Origin of the sequence: Novacetimonas cocois, from assembly GCF_003311635.1 — a bacterium.
GTDB classification, from domain to species: domain Bacteria; phylum Pseudomonadota; class Alphaproteobacteria; order Acetobacterales; family Acetobacteraceae; genus Novacetimonas; species Novacetimonas cocois.
This window is the reverse complement of record NZ_QEXL01000010.1, coordinates 140,262-154,309: the sequence shown is the minus strand read 5'-3', so window position 1 is coordinate 154,309 and position 14,048 is coordinate 140,262. Positions and strand designations below refer to the sequence as shown.

The following is a 14,048-nucleotide window of genomic DNA, read 5'->3' as shown; positions in this document are numbered from 1 at the left end:
CACATCGCAGCAAGCTTCATCTTCTATCTCAAAGAATGAGTCCTGAGCCTAGGCCTTCTCACCCATGAAGAAAATACCCGGCTCGACGCTGCAGGACTAAAATCAAAAATGCCTGCCAACTGGAATTATTTAGACGTTTTTGCACGCTATCATAACGTTGGGATTGACGCTGGCTGACCGAAATCTCCTCATCTGAGACGGAAAGACACTGCGACATTATTCATTAAAACGGAAATGGTCACGACAGTGGGGCGATAGCGTCCGCCCCGGCTTGTCGTTTCATGCCCACATGATAGCGTACGGCGTGATCCACGATTTCAGGGCAGGCATGATGGGGAACGGGCAGGCGCTTTCCGTGAAAGAAAAGACGGCCTACGGCTGTGGCGATGCTGCCTCCAACATGATGTGGGGCATGACGTCCTCCTACCTGATGTATTATTACACGGACATATATGGCCTGCCGCTGGCTGCCGTGTCGTGGATACTGCTGGTGGCGCGTGTCGTGGATGCCTTCTGCGATCCGGCCATCGGCTATGCTGTTGACCGGGTCGGCGGGCTGATCGTGCCGCGCCTGATCCGCGCGCTTGCCATTCCCTTTGGCATCACGGGTTTCCTGTGCTTTCTGGCCCTGCCGCTTTCGCCTGCGGGGAAAGTCGTGTGGGCAGGCGCGACCTATATCGTGTTCGGCGCAATCTATTCCTGCATCAATACGCCCTATGGCGCGCTGGCGGTCATGATCAGCCGTTCCGCCACCGGACGCGTTGGCCTGAACGCGTTCCGCATGATGGGGTGCCAGGCCGGATCGCTGCTTGTGGCGCTGCTGACCATTCCCGCCATCACGTGGCTGGGTGGCGGGGAAAGCGCGGCGCAGCACCGGTATGGCATGGCGGTCTATGTGCTGGTCCTGTCGGTTCTGGGCAGCATCCTGTGGCTGTGCGTGGCGCGCGGCTGCACCGTGCGGCACCCGCCGGCCCCCGTGCGGCAGGACCTTGTGGTCACGCTGCGAAATCTTTTCGGGAACCGGCAATGGGTGCTGAGCAACCTGCTCTCATTCTTCTATTTCGTGGGGCAGGCGGCCCTGTTCGGGTTTGCCCTGTATTATGCCCGCATCGTCCTTGGGGGGACGGAGCAGCTTGGCGCCAATATCATTACCTTCATCACCGTCCTGCTGTTCGCGGGCGTGCCCGCGTGCCTGCCGCTGGCAAGACGCGTGGGAACCGTCCGCAGCGGGATCATGTGCCTGATCGCGCAGGGCGCGGCCTATCTGGCGATGGCCGTGGCGGGGGCGTCCATGACAGGGTTTTTCCTGTCCGTGGCCCTGCTGGCGCTGGCGCAGGGCGTGATGTCCCCGCTGTATTACACCCTGCTGGCGGACGCCGTGGATGATGGCGATCCGCGGACCTCGACCGGGTCGGCGGGTCTGGCGTATTCGATCAACACATGGGTCACGAAGCTGGCGATGGGCCTGACCGGCTTCGTCCTGGCGCAGTTCCTGTCGCAGGGCCATTATGTCGAGGGCGGGGACGGGGTTGCGCAGCCACCGGATCTGTCATTCTGGATTACGGCCGGATTTGTGTGGCTGCCGCTGGGGGCGGTATGCATGCAGGCCCTGTGCCTTCTGGCGTGGCGGGAGAGGCTTTCGCCCGGTACGCCGGCGAGGCATCCGGCAACCGAGAGAACCTAACTCGGAACTGGGGGCATATTGGGGGCAGGATCAGTCTGCCTGATAATCCAGCTATGATGAAATTCCTGATATTCATCACCGCATTCAAAGTAACCGCGCCCAATAAGACGGGCCTTATCCTTACAAATACCGAATATTTTTTCTGGATCATGTCTGTTTGACGTCTTGGTTGAGTCATGCATCCAATCACGATATTTCTTGGTGAAATATTTTGAAAACGTCAATTTTCCAGCTTTATCCTCGACCCAACAACCATAAACCCCTGAAACTTTTTTTTCCTGAAACAACTGGAGAATTTCTTTCGTCACTGGAAGAAATTCAGCGCTTCCTGTAACGCGCGCCATATAAGCTTTATTGATTATGGCATGACGCGCGAGTTTGCTATGCGTCTTTTCCAAATACGTGATGAATTCGTGTGTCGTAAACCCGAAATCCAAGAATGACCAGTAGGTCAGGAGTAGCGCAATCTTTGACACAGCACGCATTACGACAGGAAACTGTTCCTGTTTTAAGCCGGGATCATCCCCATGCGCGATTTTATTACGAACCTTCTTGGTCAGTGTGAAATCGTCATCCGACAGATTGATGATTTTCATTATATCATCATCGGCATTTAAAGTGGCTATTTTATACTTTCTTTCGAAACTGAAGTCATCCGACCCGAATGCTTTTCTGGCAATCTCAACGACTTTCTCTCGCTCCTCAGCGGATATGACCGGCAGTTCGCTCATAAGATTTTGGCGGAATTTCTTCATCTTCCTCCCAGAAGGTGGCTGAGGTTCAGATGACTTTACTCCATTAAACCCGATGCTCAGGTATCTATCCAAAAGACTGAAATATCCGAGTACCTTGTACTCCCAGAATCCTTCGTATCTCTGCATGCCCGCCAGACGTACCCAACATACCTTTCTGTACCTGGATCGGTAGTAGTGATCGAAGATCGACTGCCACCGTCCGTCCAGATCCGGTTGCCAGATCCGGTTGCTGGATAAAACATGAAGCCCAGAAAGCATTGTTATCTTTGGCACGCTCCGGGCGTTCAAACGTGGGGAAATGGACGCGACAGGGATAACTGGTTCCCTGCGAAACAACGACGTTTGCAATTGTAACTGGATAGGCAAGAAGAATGGAAAGCAAGCATGAAAGTTCATGGCTCTTTGCCTTCACATCCGCGAGGCTGAACCGATTTTCCTTTGCTGAAAAAATGAACACCACATGCTCATTCAGCACAAGATCTTCACCCCGCTGGCCACGAGAGCCATAATACTTGCTTCGTAAATCGAACTGTTCTTCATCTGTTTTGACGCTGACATTGATATCATTCGGCATTTTTTGCCAGCTGAGCGTTTCACCAACCGAGCCATCAATCACCCGCCAGCGGAGAAACCACTCCGATACCTCACTGTAGCGCACCGAAATTGTATCAAACGTTGCCTCGTTCAGGTCGCCATTGATTACATAATCTGCATAAAGATTATTGACGTCAACCTTGCAATCACAAAGACAAAACGTAGTTCCTTGGTCGGTTATTGCCTTGACGAGATCAAATTTTGCGTCGTTCCTGCTTAATTCTTGGGATTTGTCCAAGATCTCGAGAGCGACATAAGCCCATTGATTGCCTCCGAAATACAGGACCCCAGATCCTAGTCGTCCGAGTTGATCATGATATAATTCGACATTAAATTGCTTCTGTTCTGGAATATAATCAGTTTTAGGCACGCAGTATCCTCACTGAGAATTACTTTTCCATGTTGGGAATTAAGTTGATCCAGATCCTCGGGGGAATTCATGATAGCAATTTAAACGTTTTGAAATCGGAATTACTATGCTGCTTTCATGCGGCAACATGCAATGGTCAAATTGCCGCCCAGAGCAACGGCACGATGTGCTTAAGACACCAGATGCCGACTGCATATCCAGGCGCAGATTCCAGATACGGCTCTGCCAAGAACCTGCCAACAAGCTGCCCATTCGCACCAGTATATGTGTCAGTCTGTGCAGGCATAATGGCCCGCAACAGTCATAAACGCGGCATCCGTCGGGGACACCCGGACCGCAGGAATGAACCGGCCCGGCCCGGCACATCCCTGCCAGAAGGGGGGGGATCAGCGGTGGCGGGTGGTCCGGGTGGTCTTTTCCGGCAGGGCCAGCCAGTGGATGCGCGCGTCGCGCAGTTCGAAATTGCGCTTCCCCTGCACGCCCATGTCGCCGAACGGGTCATAGACGATGCCCGTCACCTCGGCCTTGCACTGCGGGTGCATGCCGGTGTCGCCGCACATCTGCTGCGCCCTGTCCAGCGACGCGCCCTCCATCGATGCGCCATCCAGCGGCACGCTGCCGTTCCAGTTCACGTGATCGGGCAGGTCATCGATGCGAAAGGCCGAACAGGCCGCGCCGCCCGAACTGGCCGATGCGATGTAACAGGTCAGCGTCACGCGCCTGCCCACCAGCGACGGCCCCTGCGACAGCAGGGTGGGCACGTCCATGACCGGCACCGTGGCGGGGGTGGGGGCGGCGGCATGGCGGGGGCTGGTGGCATGGGCCACGTCCGCAAGCGTCATCCAGCCCGCGCACAGCGCCGGTGCGACGCCCGCCACACGCCATGCGCGCCCATGAAACAGTCGATTCACCTTGTCTGTCCTCCGTGGGGGTCGATGCAATGATGGGCGGGATTTTTTCCCATCCCATCCGCATTGTCACCACGGGACGACGGGCGAGCTGTCATGCGCTGACCGCGCGCCACCCCATCGCGGCGCGCGAGACGTCAGGCGGGCGCGCCGTCAGAACGGCGTCGCGCGCGCGTCCGGGGCACGGCCAAGGTCGGCGAAGTGGTTGGTTTCCGCGCATCCACGGAAACGGTCCAGCACCGGCGCGCTGCCGGTCAGGTCCATGTTGACCACCGTGCGCGACCCATATTGGACCGAGGCATTCTGCCCCTGTTCCATCCCGTCCAGCAGCGCGGCCATTTCTTTTGGCTTCAGGTCCACCGACAGGGTGGTCGCGTCGTTGGCCTGCATGTGAAAGACATGCTGGTACGCGCCGATGCGCACCGTCATGTCGCCCTTTGACCCCGGCGTCAGGGTCCAGTGGTCATCCGCGCTGCGCAGCTGGAGGGAATCCGCGTCGGCGCGGACCATCAGCACCTCGTTTTCCGCGCCTGCGATGCACAGGTCGGTATGCAGCCCATGATCGGGGGAATGATGGATGGCCACCCATCCGTCATGCCGTTCGTCGATGGTCATGGCCGGGGGCGCGGCCTGCTGCTGTGGCGTGGCGAGGGCCTGCCGCGCGCCGGCGGGGGCCTGCGTCCACTGGGTGCTGTCCTGAAGCTGCCCCGCCTCCTGCGCCGACGCGACCGCCGGCAGCATGGACAGAGCAACAACCCCTGCGAGAAAGCCTGTATGTATCTTCACTTCGTAACAATCCCGTGATTGCGGTCCATGACGCGCGGACATTGACAGCAGGAGCCTGCGGCCCCCCACCGCGCCGTCGTGACATACATTGTCACTTTATCTTGACGGAAAAAGGGCATACCAGAGATAGCCTGCATCCTGCACATGTTTTATAGGTCACGAAACATTACACGTTTATGATGGACGTCGTCCGCCATGTCATTGGCCTGTGGATAAACGGGGCAACGCAAGACCGCCATATTGTGAACGTATTTCGGTCATGATCTTTTGCCATGAACAGGGCGATGAAAAATATTAAACAAGATTTTTCAATCCACGATCCCGTGGCGCATGCGGCCTCCATGATCCGCCTGTTCGGGGAAAAGGCCTCCGGCATTGCGGGGCTGCGTTCGGGGATGTGTTTCAGCGTCGGCGACCTGGAAATGGCCGTGATGTGGGCGCGGGTGCACAATTCCATCAACAACCTCACCGATACGGAAACGGGCCCGCGCTCCGGCGTGCGTCACTGATCGCCCGCGTCCCCTGTCCCGGCACGGGACAGGTTATCTGCGACCGGCGGCCCGCATCAGTCCCCTGAAATCCATGCTTTCCAGAGGTCCGCGACCTTTGGCGGGGTTCAGGGGCAGCGTCCCTGTCCATGATCCCCAACCAAATCACCGTTATACGCGGGCAGGAACCACAGCCCCCTGCGCCCCATGACATCAGGGGCCAGGGGCAGCGTCCCGCGCGGCCTTGCCATGACGCGTCCGCGCCCCACCCCCATTGAGGCATGGCGGGCGGCGGGGTATCATGCCCGCGAAACCAGCGGGATGCTGGCATGGCCACAACACGATCATCACGCGGGGGACACTGGTCAGGATGCGCATTTTATCTGTCGCGGCCCTGACCGTTGGCGTAACCCTGGGAATTGCGGCATCCGGCCCGCACGGTGTCGCCGTGCCGCGCGCGCAGGCGCAGTCCGCAAGCCCCTCCGCCGTCGCGACACAGGACGCGGGATGGTCGTTTTCGCCCGACGGGGCGCAGGGCCAGCCGATGATCATCTCCCGCCAGAAAGACCTTGAAATCATCTTCTACCGCTCCTCCACCTCCGGCTCGCTGGGGATGGCGGTGCATGTCCTGCATCACCGTTACAAAAACCCGTCGGGCGTGCGGACCGCCGGCGTCGTGATCGGCAAGTTCGAACTGGTGCTGCAGATCTTCTCCAGCGGGCGGAAGTGGGACACGGCGGGCGGCGACATGACGCCCGGCGCCGTGGCCGACCTGATGCAGCAGCTGCAGGGCGTCACCACCGGCAACCTTGTGCCGCTGGAACATGACGCGGTGCCATTCTCGCTGGTCGGGGCGGCCAGCGCCCTGTCGCAGCTGGGCAATTTCGCCACCGCCCATGCCCTGTGGATGCCGCCGCCACTTGGCCCCGCCGCGACGCCCGCCAACGCGGCGCCGCCGCCGGATATCGAACAGCTGGCGCATCATCCCTATGACACGCTGCACGGGCGTCCCGTTTCCCTGCCACATTTCGCGATCGCGCAGAACTGTGCGCATGAACATGTGGAGATGGAGGATAGCGGCAATGACTGCGTCGGTTCGGAACAGAAAACCGAGGCCGCGCTGTCCGCCTCGTGGCGTCGTTATGACAGTGACCTGAAGACCGCCTGCATCGCCATGGCGAACGACCCGGAACGGCTGGAGAAATATCAGGCGCTGGACATGTGCCTGTCGCGGTATCAGGATGACCGCACGCAGTGGCAGATCGTCTCCGGCTCCTCCGGCAGCGACGACATCATGCCCCACGACCATCCCAACGCCCCGGCTCAGGCACCGGCCACCGCCGCGCCAGCCGCCACCCATCCCTGATCAGGTACAGCAAAGGGTCCGGCGGGTCTTTTTCCGGGTGCGCCGACAGACGCCGCCTTTTTGAAAAAAGGCGGCACCCAAAAACTTCTGTCACTTTCATCAGCCTGAAAAAACCGGCCCGGCAAATATCCTGAAAGTTTTTTGGTGAAGCTTTTTGCAAAAGCTTCGAAAGACGTCGCCTTCCGGGAACAGGCAACATCTGGAAATCGCCTACGCATCTCCATCAGAATATTGTTTTGAAACAGATTTTTAATGAAGGTCGCCCCCGCCATCGGCACGCGGCGTGACGTCAAGCGACCCGCGCAGAACGCGGCGCACGCGCACCCACGCGATGGCACGACGGAAATCCCCGACGCTGAGGAAGTAACCCGCGCGGGTCGTCGCGACCTCCAGCGCCTGTGGCCCAAGGGTCTTGAGCATATCGGACGCAAATTGCATCGGATCGTCAAACAGCCCCGCGTCAGGTGACGGCTTGGACTGTCCACGATCCCTGGCGTGCTCGGTCATCGGCATCAACCCGGTTCCGCATCTGGGCAGGGCAACAGACCGGCAACCGGGCGACGGAACGCACGGGCCATTCCCACAAAGACACAGGATTGCACCCTGTCCCCACATCAAGTCTAGGGACAGGGGACGTCCATACGTTGATATGTATCAAAGGTGGATTTAAAAAAATTTAACCTCGGCCCCCGGTTGCATGGTCAGGCAACCCTGGCGTGCATCCGCGCCTTTACCATCCGCATCCTGATAAAAGGGCGGATCTTTTTTATTTCCGCGTCAGCGACATGACAAAGAATACCACGCCGATCGCCAGAAGCCCGAACAATACAGCCAGTGGTTGCAGGTAAAGCAGCAGCAGGACCACGAACAGCACAAACAGCGACGCGTATTTGAGACGCCGGTCCTCGTCCGAGAAAAGGTCCCCCACCCCAAGGCGGATCATCGCCAGCGCCTGGCGGGCCTGCGTCGCGGCGGGGTCGGAGGCGATGACCTGAAATCCGGAGCGTTCCAGCCGTTCCAGCACCTCGCGCGCCTGGGCCTGGCGGGCGGCCTCGTTGGTGGCGATGGCGGCGGGTGCTGCGCCCGGCGCGGGGGCAAGGGCATCGGAAAGGGCGGCGACGATTCTGCTATCCATGTGTTTTCCCCACTTTCACGGCGCGATGCCGCCCCGTTCCCACATCGTTTTCCACATTACTGACGGACTTATCCACACGGTTACGCGTATGCCTATCCACCAATCTGTGGGTAACCCGGATCAGGGGCCGCACGCAATGCGCCGCCCGTCCTCCAGCGAGGGATCGACCGTCATTTCCCCACGCGGAACCGGCCCGTCCGCCAGCCTGTGCCCCCGGCCCATATGCCCCGACCACGTGGAATAGGACAGGGTGCGGTAGGTATTGGCGGCGCAGTTGTACAGGACCGAAAACCGGACGGAGGCGAACGGCAGGCCGTGGCTTATCATCTCGTCATCGAAATCCTGCACGAACGTGGCGGAGGCATGGGTCCCGCGCATCCGGACAGAGGAACGGTCGATATATTCCGTCACCTTGTTCTGGTATGGCGGCAGCTTCTGCAGGTTCGGCGGCGGTTCCGCAGCACCGGCGCGCGGACTGGCCGGGGCGGCGGTTTCGACCGAAACGGGGACAGCGGGGACAGCAGACGACGTCCCCGCGATGGCCGGGACGGTGGACATCATCAACATCGACACCATGCTCAGTGCCAGACGATCGTTCATACGCTGCTGTCTCCCTGCGCGCGTGATGACGCGGCATGCCTCATTTATTCATCCGCGCTGTATATCCCATACCCCATCCGGTTCGCATAGGCCCCGTCCCGCAACGCAGCCGGACGGCAGGGGAAATGCGACAGGGGAAACGCGGCGGGGAAAACGCGGCGGGGGAAACGCGGCCGGCCGTCACGTCCCCGACAGGTCGCGAAAGCGCGTCCACGACATCTTGTCGCGAAAGATGAACAGGACATAGTAATCTTTGTGCCGCGTCCGCGTCAGGGCGGCATTGGCGTAAAAGGGAAAGACGTCGAACGGCCCGTCATACCCCGCCGGCACCGGGTCGGAACGCGTCTGGCTGTTGACGCGGAACAGCGGGGAATAGGCATGGCTTGGCCCCGCGTTGCGCCGGACGTGATAGAGGTTCTTGCGAAAGCGGCGCAGCCGGTCGGGCAGGACGAAGATCATGTTGCGTTCGATGAAGCTGTCCACCGGGTCGCGGTTGCGCAGGTACTGCATGTCCGGCGTCATGTCGCAGAAGAAGTTGTAGTCCTGAATGATCATGCCGCTGCCTTTCCCATGCCGCCGGTCCCATGCCACCAGGCCGCACCACGGCCCGGATCGCCCTTCATATATGGGGCGCGGGACGCAAGTGACAGGCCCCGGCGCGCGGGCGCGTGCAATCCGGGCGGGAAACATCATGGGCGACGCGGCACCGCGCGGCCATCGGGGGACGTCTGCGCGGATGCCTGCCTCAAGGGGCCGCCGGGTTCTGTACCGATTGCGCCGCCGCCTTTACAGGCGGACCACGTCTTCTTTCGCGCACGCGAAAACGCCGTCATGGAAATCGCGGCCGTTGAAGGAAATGTTGCGCAGGCAGAGCACGTCGCCCCCGTCCGTAATGTCCTGCGCAACCAGTCGCGTTCCGGGCCGGATGTCAAACAGGCTGGCATTCGTGTCCCTGTCGATCAGGATCAGGCCGTTCCTGAAAAGGACCTCATTATCCATGAACGCCACGCTGTTCGTCGCGGAGATGGAGACACCCCTGTCGAGGCGCCGTCTGAGGAACATGCTCCTGTGATTGTAGATATGGTCCCTGTCGTCGGTTCCGTTGCGGCAGAACCTCTGCACGGACACCATGTTGGAAAATGTTGATTTCGTATTCCCGATGAACCTGGAATGGTTGATGCACAGTTCCATGTCGAGAAGCGATCTTTCGTTCGGCCTGAGCGCGTCATATTCGGACGGCCCGATAAAATCCGATTTGAACATGGAATGGATCCCGTACTCGGCCGACCGTTTTTTTATCACGTCCTTGACGACCGGCATGGCCGGTTCATCAACGCAGATGAACAGGTTGCGGAGATCGGGAAATGTATTCCTGATTTTATACAGTATGGCGTCGTAACCGACGTAAAGTTCGTCGCAGTCGGATGCCGTCTTGCTCAACTCGTTGCGACAGTGGACGATCCAGTCCCGCTCGATCCTGAACTGGCAGGACGCGACCTCCCCCACCCTGTTGCCTATGGCCTCCGACAGCCGCGCGAACAGGTCGGAGCCCGAGATTTTCGGCATGAAGATGTTGATGAGATCCACGAAAATGTCGCGCATCCCATCCGGTCCTGAAAACGGGTCTGATTCAAGGATGTGGAAGGTTTTCCAGAAAAACGCCTCATAACTTTCGTCGAATTCGTTGCCTTCGTCATATTCGACCATCCCTATCGCATGCCTGCGGCAGAACTCCTCGATGCCCTGCCTGTGGAACAGGACGTCAAACCCGTATTTTTCATAGTTCCCGTTGACCTGGTCCATTTCGGAAATGAGCGGGACGGAAAAGGGGATGCCTTTCTCCCTCGCGTTCATGAGGGCGCCCATGATGGCCATTTTCTGGTTATTGATGCCGCCGCCGCCGATCTGGTTATAGGAAGAAACAAGCATGCGATATCCCAAATCCTTGCGCCCCGTCGCGCAACGGCATCGATGATTAGCCGGCAACCGTAAACGAACAGGAAACGGGGCGGCCGGGTCCTGACAGGGCGATCAGGGGAATGGAAGTTTTCGGATGCCGCCTTTTTTCAAAAAGCCTGCGTCCTTCAAAGCTTTTTGAAAAAATCTTCACCAAAAACTTTCTCATGATGCCTGCGCGCGGCATTTCATCCCCACATCCCCACATCCCCACGGCGGCGTGGCTCATATCCATGATGTGTTCGGCCCTACAGGCCGTCATGGTTGCCCGCCCCGGCGAAGGGCGGCATGATCGGCCCGCCCCGACGTGCCCCACGGCAGGCACAGGCATCCCAGGCACAAGCGCAGGAAACAGCCCCATGTCCCATCCCCTCCGTCCCGTCCGCATGGCGCTGGCGGCCCTCCTGCCGGTGGCGGGCATCACCTGCGCCACCCTTGCGCAGGCCGCCCCGGCCGTCAGTTTCGAACGCGCCCCCTTTGGCACGACCGATGACGGGCGGCCCGTCGAACAGTACACCCTGCGCAACGCGCACGGCATGACGGTGCGGTTCATGACCTATGGCGGCATCATCACCGCGATCGAAACGCCGGACCGCCACGGCAACGCTGCCGACGTGGTGCTGGGCTTCTCCACGCTTGGGGGCTATACCCATGACAGCGCGCGCGGCGGCCTGTTCTTTGGCGCGATGATCGGGCGGTACGCCAACCGGCTGGCGCGCGGGACGTTCACGCTCGACGGCCATACCTATCACATCGCGGTCACCGCGCCGCCCAATGCGCTGCATGGCGGCAGGAAGGGGTTTGACAAGCAGGTCTGGACGTTCGAGGGCGAAACGCAGGACGATCATGGCACCAGCGTCACGCTGGGGCTGGTCAGTCCCGATGGCGACCAGGGCTTTCCCGGCACGCTGCATGTACATGTGACGTACCGGCTGGATGATACCAGCGCGCTCAGCCTGCATTACACCGCAACGACCGACCGGCCGACGGTGCTGAACCTGACGAACCACAGCTATTTCAACCTGGGCGGCGAAGGCAGCGGCAGCGTGGAAAACCAGATCCTGCGCATCAGTGCCGATACCTATACCCCAACGGACGCGACCTCCATCCCGCTTGGCCCGATCGCAAGCGTGGCGGGTACGCCGCTGGATTTCCGCACGTCCCACCGCATTGGCGAGCGCCTGCGCGACAATGACCCGCAGATGATGTACGCGCGCGGATACGACCATAACTGGATCGTCAACGGACAGGCCGGGACCACGCCCCGCCCTGCGGCACAGATCAGCGATCCCGCCACGGGCCGCACGATGGAGGTGCTGACGACGCAGCCGGGGCTGCAGGTCTATACCTCCAACTCGCTCGACGGGGGGTATGCGGGCGTTTCGGGACGCGCCTACCGCCAGACCGACGCCGTCGCGTTCGAGGCGGAGCATTTCCCCGACTCCCCCAACCATCCCGACTTCCCGACGACGGAACTCCGCCCCGGCGAAACGTTTGACCAGACGACAATCTTCCGCTTTGGCGTGACGAAGGCCAAGGGCCACTGACCCGCGGGCATCCATCGCGCATGCCGGTATTCAGTACAGATCCGCACGGAACATCTTTTTCTTTTGCCCATGCCTGACTAAAAACGTCACCAGAACGTGAGCATGAGGGATATTCGCGATGTGGACAGGTCTGACACGCGCGCTGTGCGCGATGATGCTGCTGGCGGGACTGGGCGCATGCGCGTCGCACAGCCCCCCCAGCGATCCCAGCGAAAGCGGCGGCGTGGGCGGCATGACCGGATCGCCGGGACAGGACGCGCCGTCCGACGGGCCGGGCGGTTCGGGCGGTCCGGGCATGGGATCATAAGGCGCCATCCCCGGCGGGCCTGCCGGGTGGATGCGCCGGACGGACACGCCCGATGAACGCGCCGGATACCACACGCGACACGCACCCCGACATGTCCCCGGACGCGCACGCGCCTGAACCGGCGACGGCCCCGCCGCCCGCCCCGGCGTGGAGCGCCCTGTTCACCGGGGCGAACGCCCTGCGCACCCTGATCCTTGCGGGCGGCGTCGTGCTGCATGCGGTGAACGTGTATGTCGCGGCCACCATCCTGCCCTCTGTCGTGCATGATATCGGCGGGCTGGAATATTACGCGTGGAATACGACGCTGTTCGTCACGGCGTCCATCGTCGGGGCCGCGCTGTCGTCGCGCGCGCTGGCGCTGTATGGCGGGCGGGGGACGTATGGCGCGGGGGCGGCGATCTTTGCCGTGGGTGCTGTGACATGCGCCCTGGCGGGGTCGATGCCGGTCATGCTGGCGGGACGCACGGTGCAGGGGTTTGGCGGCGGCCTGCTGCTGGCGCTGTCCTATGCCATGATCCGCATCGTCTATGACCCGTCGCTGTGGTCGCGCGCGGTGGGGCTGGTGTCGGCCATGTGGGGGGTCGCGACCCTGATCGGCCCCGCCGTGGGCGGCATGTTCGCACAGGCGCGTTTCTGGCGCGGGGCGTTCTGGTCGCTGGTGCCGGTGGCGGCGGGCTTCGCGCTGCTGGCGATGGCCGTCCTGCCCCGGCGCGCGGCGGCGCGGCCCACGACGTCCACACTGGCGCTGGGGCAGGTCGGGCTGATGGCGGCGGCGGTGCTCGCGCTTTCGGCCGGGGGGATCAGCCATGACGCGCGATCGGCAGCCGTGGGGCTGGCGGCATTCGTGGCGCTGATGGTGCCGTGGGTGTGGCTGGAACGGCGGGGGCGACAGCCGCTTCTGCCGGCAGGGGCGCTGCAGCCACGCAGCCAGCTCTGCGCGCTGTACCTGTCGATGGGCCTGCTGGCGGTCAGCGTCACCACAAGCGAGATTTTCGTGCCCCTGTTCCTGCAGGTGCTGCACCGCCAGTCGCCGCTGACGGCGGGATACCTTGCCGCGTCGATGTCGGCGGGATGGTCCGTCGGCTCCATCCTCAGCGCGGGGCGGCACGGGCGCGCCGTGCCGCGCGCGATGATGGCGGCCCCCGTGCTGGGGCTGATCGGCATGGGCATGCTGTGGGCGCTGCTGCCGGTGCCAGCGGCAGGAGGGTGGCGGGATGTCGCGCCCATCTGTGCCGCGCTGGTGATGGTGGGCCTTGGCGTCGGGCTGGCATGGCCGCACCTGCTGACCCGGGTCCTGCGCATCGCCCCGGCGGGACAGCGCGACCTGGCCTCGACCTCGCTGACGACGGTGCAGCTGTTCTGCACCGCGCTGGCGGCCGCGCTGGCCGGGCTGGTGGCGAACGCCGCCGGGCTGGACGCGCCCGGCGGGATCGCGGGCACCGCCAGCGCGGCATGGTGGCTGTTCGCGGTGTTCAGCCTGTGCCCGCTGGCATGCGTCGCCAGCGTGGCGCGGGTGCTGTACCTGTCGCGCTGACCACACCCGCGCGGTCCC

General features: G+C 61.5%; 17 protein-coding genes. 6 read left to right on the top strand and 11 right to left on the bottom strand.

Going from position 1 to position 14,048, the window contains the following annotated elements:
- Positions 1–331 precede the first annotated feature (331 nt).
- Positions 332–1,684, top strand: coding sequence for an MFS transporter (locus tag NJLHNGOC_RS09180; RefSeq protein WP_113596134.1), 1,353 nt, complete (start codon positions 332–334; stop codon positions 1,682–1,684).
- On the opposite strand, the gene NJLHNGOC_RS16165 is transcribed toward NJLHNGOC_RS09180, so the two are convergent.
- The 4 genes from NJLHNGOC_RS16165 to NJLHNGOC_RS09165 form a co-directional block, all read right to left on the bottom strand.
- Positions 1,681–2,439 carry a HEPN domain-containing protein gene (locus NJLHNGOC_RS16165; RefSeq protein ID WP_206059752.1) on the bottom strand — a complete coding sequence of 253 codons (759 nt, stop codon included), beginning with the start codon at positions 2,437–2,439 and terminating at the stop codon, positions 1,681–1,683. The two genes, NJLHNGOC_RS09180 and NJLHNGOC_RS16165, sit on opposite strands and share 4 nt — an antisense overlap.
- A gap of 64 nt (positions 2,440–2,503) precedes the next feature.
- Complete coding sequence (locus NJLHNGOC_RS16160) at positions 2,504–3,403, bottom strand: ApeA N-terminal domain 1-containing protein (protein ID WP_206059751.1); 900 nt, start codon at positions 3,401–3,403, stop codon at positions 2,504–2,506.
- A 386-nt stretch (positions 3,404–3,789) separates the two neighbouring features.
- Entirely contained in the window at positions 3,790–4,314 is a 525-nt protein-coding gene (locus tag NJLHNGOC_RS09170) for a hypothetical protein (protein WP_239021437.1), read from the bottom strand.
- 150 nt (positions 4,315–4,464) lie between these two features.
- Positions 4,465–5,097: a hypothetical protein gene (locus NJLHNGOC_RS09165; protein ID WP_113596104.1), complete on the bottom strand. Its 633-nt coding sequence runs from the start codon at positions 5,095–5,097 to the stop codon at positions 4,465–4,467.
- A gap of 284 nt (positions 5,098–5,381) precedes the next feature.
- Between NJLHNGOC_RS09165 and NJLHNGOC_RS09160 the strand changes: the two genes are divergently transcribed.
- A complete protein-coding gene (locus tag NJLHNGOC_RS09160; protein WP_133258721.1) occupies positions 5,382–5,606 on the top strand; it encodes a hypothetical protein in 225 nt (74 codons plus the stop codon).
- A gap of 280 nt (positions 5,607–5,886) precedes the next feature.
- Positions 5,887–6,951: a hypothetical protein gene (locus NJLHNGOC_RS09155; RefSeq protein WP_206059750.1), complete on the top strand. Its 1,065-nt coding sequence runs from the start codon at positions 5,887–5,889 to the stop codon at positions 6,949–6,951.
- On the opposite strand, the gene NJLHNGOC_RS15685 is transcribed toward NJLHNGOC_RS09155, so the two are convergent.
- The 7 genes from NJLHNGOC_RS15685 to NJLHNGOC_RS09125 all read right to left on the bottom strand — a co-directional run bounded on the left by NJLHNGOC_RS15685 (position 6,909) and on the right by NJLHNGOC_RS09125 (position 10,871).
- The gene (locus NJLHNGOC_RS15685; RefSeq protein ID WP_133258720.1) at positions 6,909–7,223 is read right to left on the bottom strand and encodes a hypothetical protein; all 315 of its coding nucleotides are present in this window, start codon (positions 7,221–7,223) and stop codon (positions 6,909–6,911) included. The genes NJLHNGOC_RS09155 and NJLHNGOC_RS15685 overlap by 43 nt on opposite strands.
- Entirely contained in the window at positions 7,201–7,464 is a 264-nt protein-coding gene (locus tag NJLHNGOC_RS09150) for a hypothetical protein (RefSeq protein WP_113596102.1), read from the bottom strand. Before NJLHNGOC_RS09150 ends, NJLHNGOC_RS15685 begins: the two co-directional genes overlap by 23 nt.
- A gap of 253 nt (positions 7,465–7,717) precedes the next feature.
- Positions 7,718–8,086 (bottom strand): hypothetical protein, encoded by a 369-nt coding sequence (locus tag NJLHNGOC_RS09145; RefSeq protein ID WP_113596101.1) that lies wholly within the window; start codon positions 8,084–8,086, stop codon positions 7,718–7,720.
- Between the two features lie 120 nt (positions 8,087–8,206).
- Positions 8,207–8,686, bottom strand: a complete 480-nt coding sequence (locus NJLHNGOC_RS09140) for a surface-adhesin E family protein (RefSeq protein WP_239021436.1) — start codon at positions 8,684–8,686, stop codon at positions 8,207–8,209.
- 180 nt (positions 8,687–8,866) lie between these two features.
- The gene (locus tag NJLHNGOC_RS09135) at positions 8,867–9,241 is read right to left on the bottom strand and encodes a hypothetical protein (RefSeq protein WP_113596100.1); all 375 of its coding nucleotides are present in this window, start codon (positions 9,239–9,241) and stop codon (positions 8,867–8,869) included.
- 231 nt (positions 9,242–9,472) lie between these two features.
- On the bottom strand, positions 9,473–10,615 hold the full coding sequence (locus NJLHNGOC_RS09130) for an O-fucosyltransferase family protein (protein ID WP_113596099.1): 1,143 nt from the start codon (positions 10,613–10,615) through the stop codon (positions 9,473–9,475).
- Between the two features lie 46 nt (positions 10,616–10,661).
- On the bottom strand, positions 10,662–10,871 hold the full coding sequence (locus NJLHNGOC_RS09125; protein WP_206059756.1) for a hypothetical protein: 210 nt from the start codon (positions 10,869–10,871) through the stop codon (positions 10,662–10,664).
- Positions 10,872–11,001: 130 nt separating this feature from the next.
- Between NJLHNGOC_RS09125 and NJLHNGOC_RS09120 the strand changes: the two genes are divergently transcribed.
- The 3 genes from NJLHNGOC_RS09120 (at position 11,002) to NJLHNGOC_RS09110 (ending at position 14,030) form a co-directional block, all read left to right on the top strand.
- A complete protein-coding gene (locus NJLHNGOC_RS09120; RefSeq protein WP_338045545.1) occupies positions 11,002–12,189 on the top strand; it encodes an aldose epimerase family protein in 1,188 nt (395 codons plus the stop codon).
- A gap of 118 nt (positions 12,190–12,307) precedes the next feature.
- Positions 12,308–12,496: a hypothetical protein gene (locus NJLHNGOC_RS09115; RefSeq protein WP_110530159.1), complete on the top strand. Its 189-nt coding sequence runs from the start codon at positions 12,308–12,310 to the stop codon at positions 12,494–12,496.
- 52 nt (positions 12,497–12,548) lie between these two features.
- Positions 12,549–14,030: an MFS transporter gene (locus NJLHNGOC_RS09110; RefSeq protein WP_206059749.1), complete on the top strand. Its 1,482-nt coding sequence runs from the start codon at positions 12,549–12,551 to the stop codon at positions 14,028–14,030.
- Positions 14,031–14,048: the final 18 nt, after the last annotated feature.

Bases quoted from the DNA above. Each gene is read 5' to 3' on its own strand.
- NJLHNGOC_RS09180 (WP_113596134.1), top strand. From the start codon at position 332: ATGGGGAACGGGCAGGCGCTTTCCGTGAAAGAAAAGACGGCCTACGGC.
- NJLHNGOC_RS16165 (WP_206059752.1), bottom strand. From the start codon at position 2,439: ATGAAGAAATTCCGCCAAAATCTTATGAGCGAACTGCCGGTCATATCC.
- NJLHNGOC_RS09160 (WP_133258721.1), top strand. From the start codon at position 5,382: ATGAAAAATATTAAACAAGATTTTTCAATCCACGATCCCGTGGCGCAT.
- NJLHNGOC_RS09155 (WP_206059750.1), top strand. From the start codon at position 5,887: ATGCCCGCGAAACCAGCGGGATGCTGGCATGGCCACAACACGATCATC.
- NJLHNGOC_RS15685 (WP_133258720.1), bottom strand. From the start codon at position 7,223: ATGGCGGGGGCGACCTTCATTAAAAATCTGTTTCAAAACAATATTCTG.
- NJLHNGOC_RS09150 (WP_113596102.1), bottom strand. From the start codon at position 7,464: ATGCCGATGACCGAGCACGCCAGGGATCGTGGACAGTCCAAGCCGTCA.
- NJLHNGOC_RS09145 (WP_113596101.1), bottom strand. From the start codon at position 8,086: ATGGATAGCAGAATCGTCGCCGCCCTTTCCGATGCCCTTGCCCCCGCG.
- NJLHNGOC_RS09140 (WP_239021436.1), bottom strand. From the start codon at position 8,686: ATGAACGATCGTCTGGCACTGAGCATGGTGTCGATGTTGATGATGTCC.
- NJLHNGOC_RS09135 (WP_113596100.1), bottom strand. From the start codon at position 9,241: ATGATCATTCAGGACTACAACTTCTTCTGCGACATGACGCCGGACATG.
- NJLHNGOC_RS09130 (WP_113596099.1), bottom strand. From the start codon at position 10,615: ATGCTTGTTTCTTCCTATAACCAGATCGGCGGCGGCGGCATCAATAAC.
- NJLHNGOC_RS09125 (WP_206059756.1), bottom strand. From the start codon at position 10,871: ATGAGCCACGCCGCCGTGGGGATGTGGGGATGTGGGGATGAAATGCCG.
- NJLHNGOC_RS09120 (WP_338045545.1), top strand. From the start codon at position 11,002: ATGTCCCATCCCCTCCGTCCCGTCCGCATGGCGCTGGCGGCCCTCCTG.
- NJLHNGOC_RS09115 (WP_110530159.1), top strand. From the start codon at position 12,308: ATGTGGACAGGTCTGACACGCGCGCTGTGCGCGATGATGCTGCTGGCG.
- NJLHNGOC_RS09110 (WP_206059749.1), top strand. From the start codon at position 12,549: ATGAACGCGCCGGATACCACACGCGACACGCACCCCGACATGTCCCCG.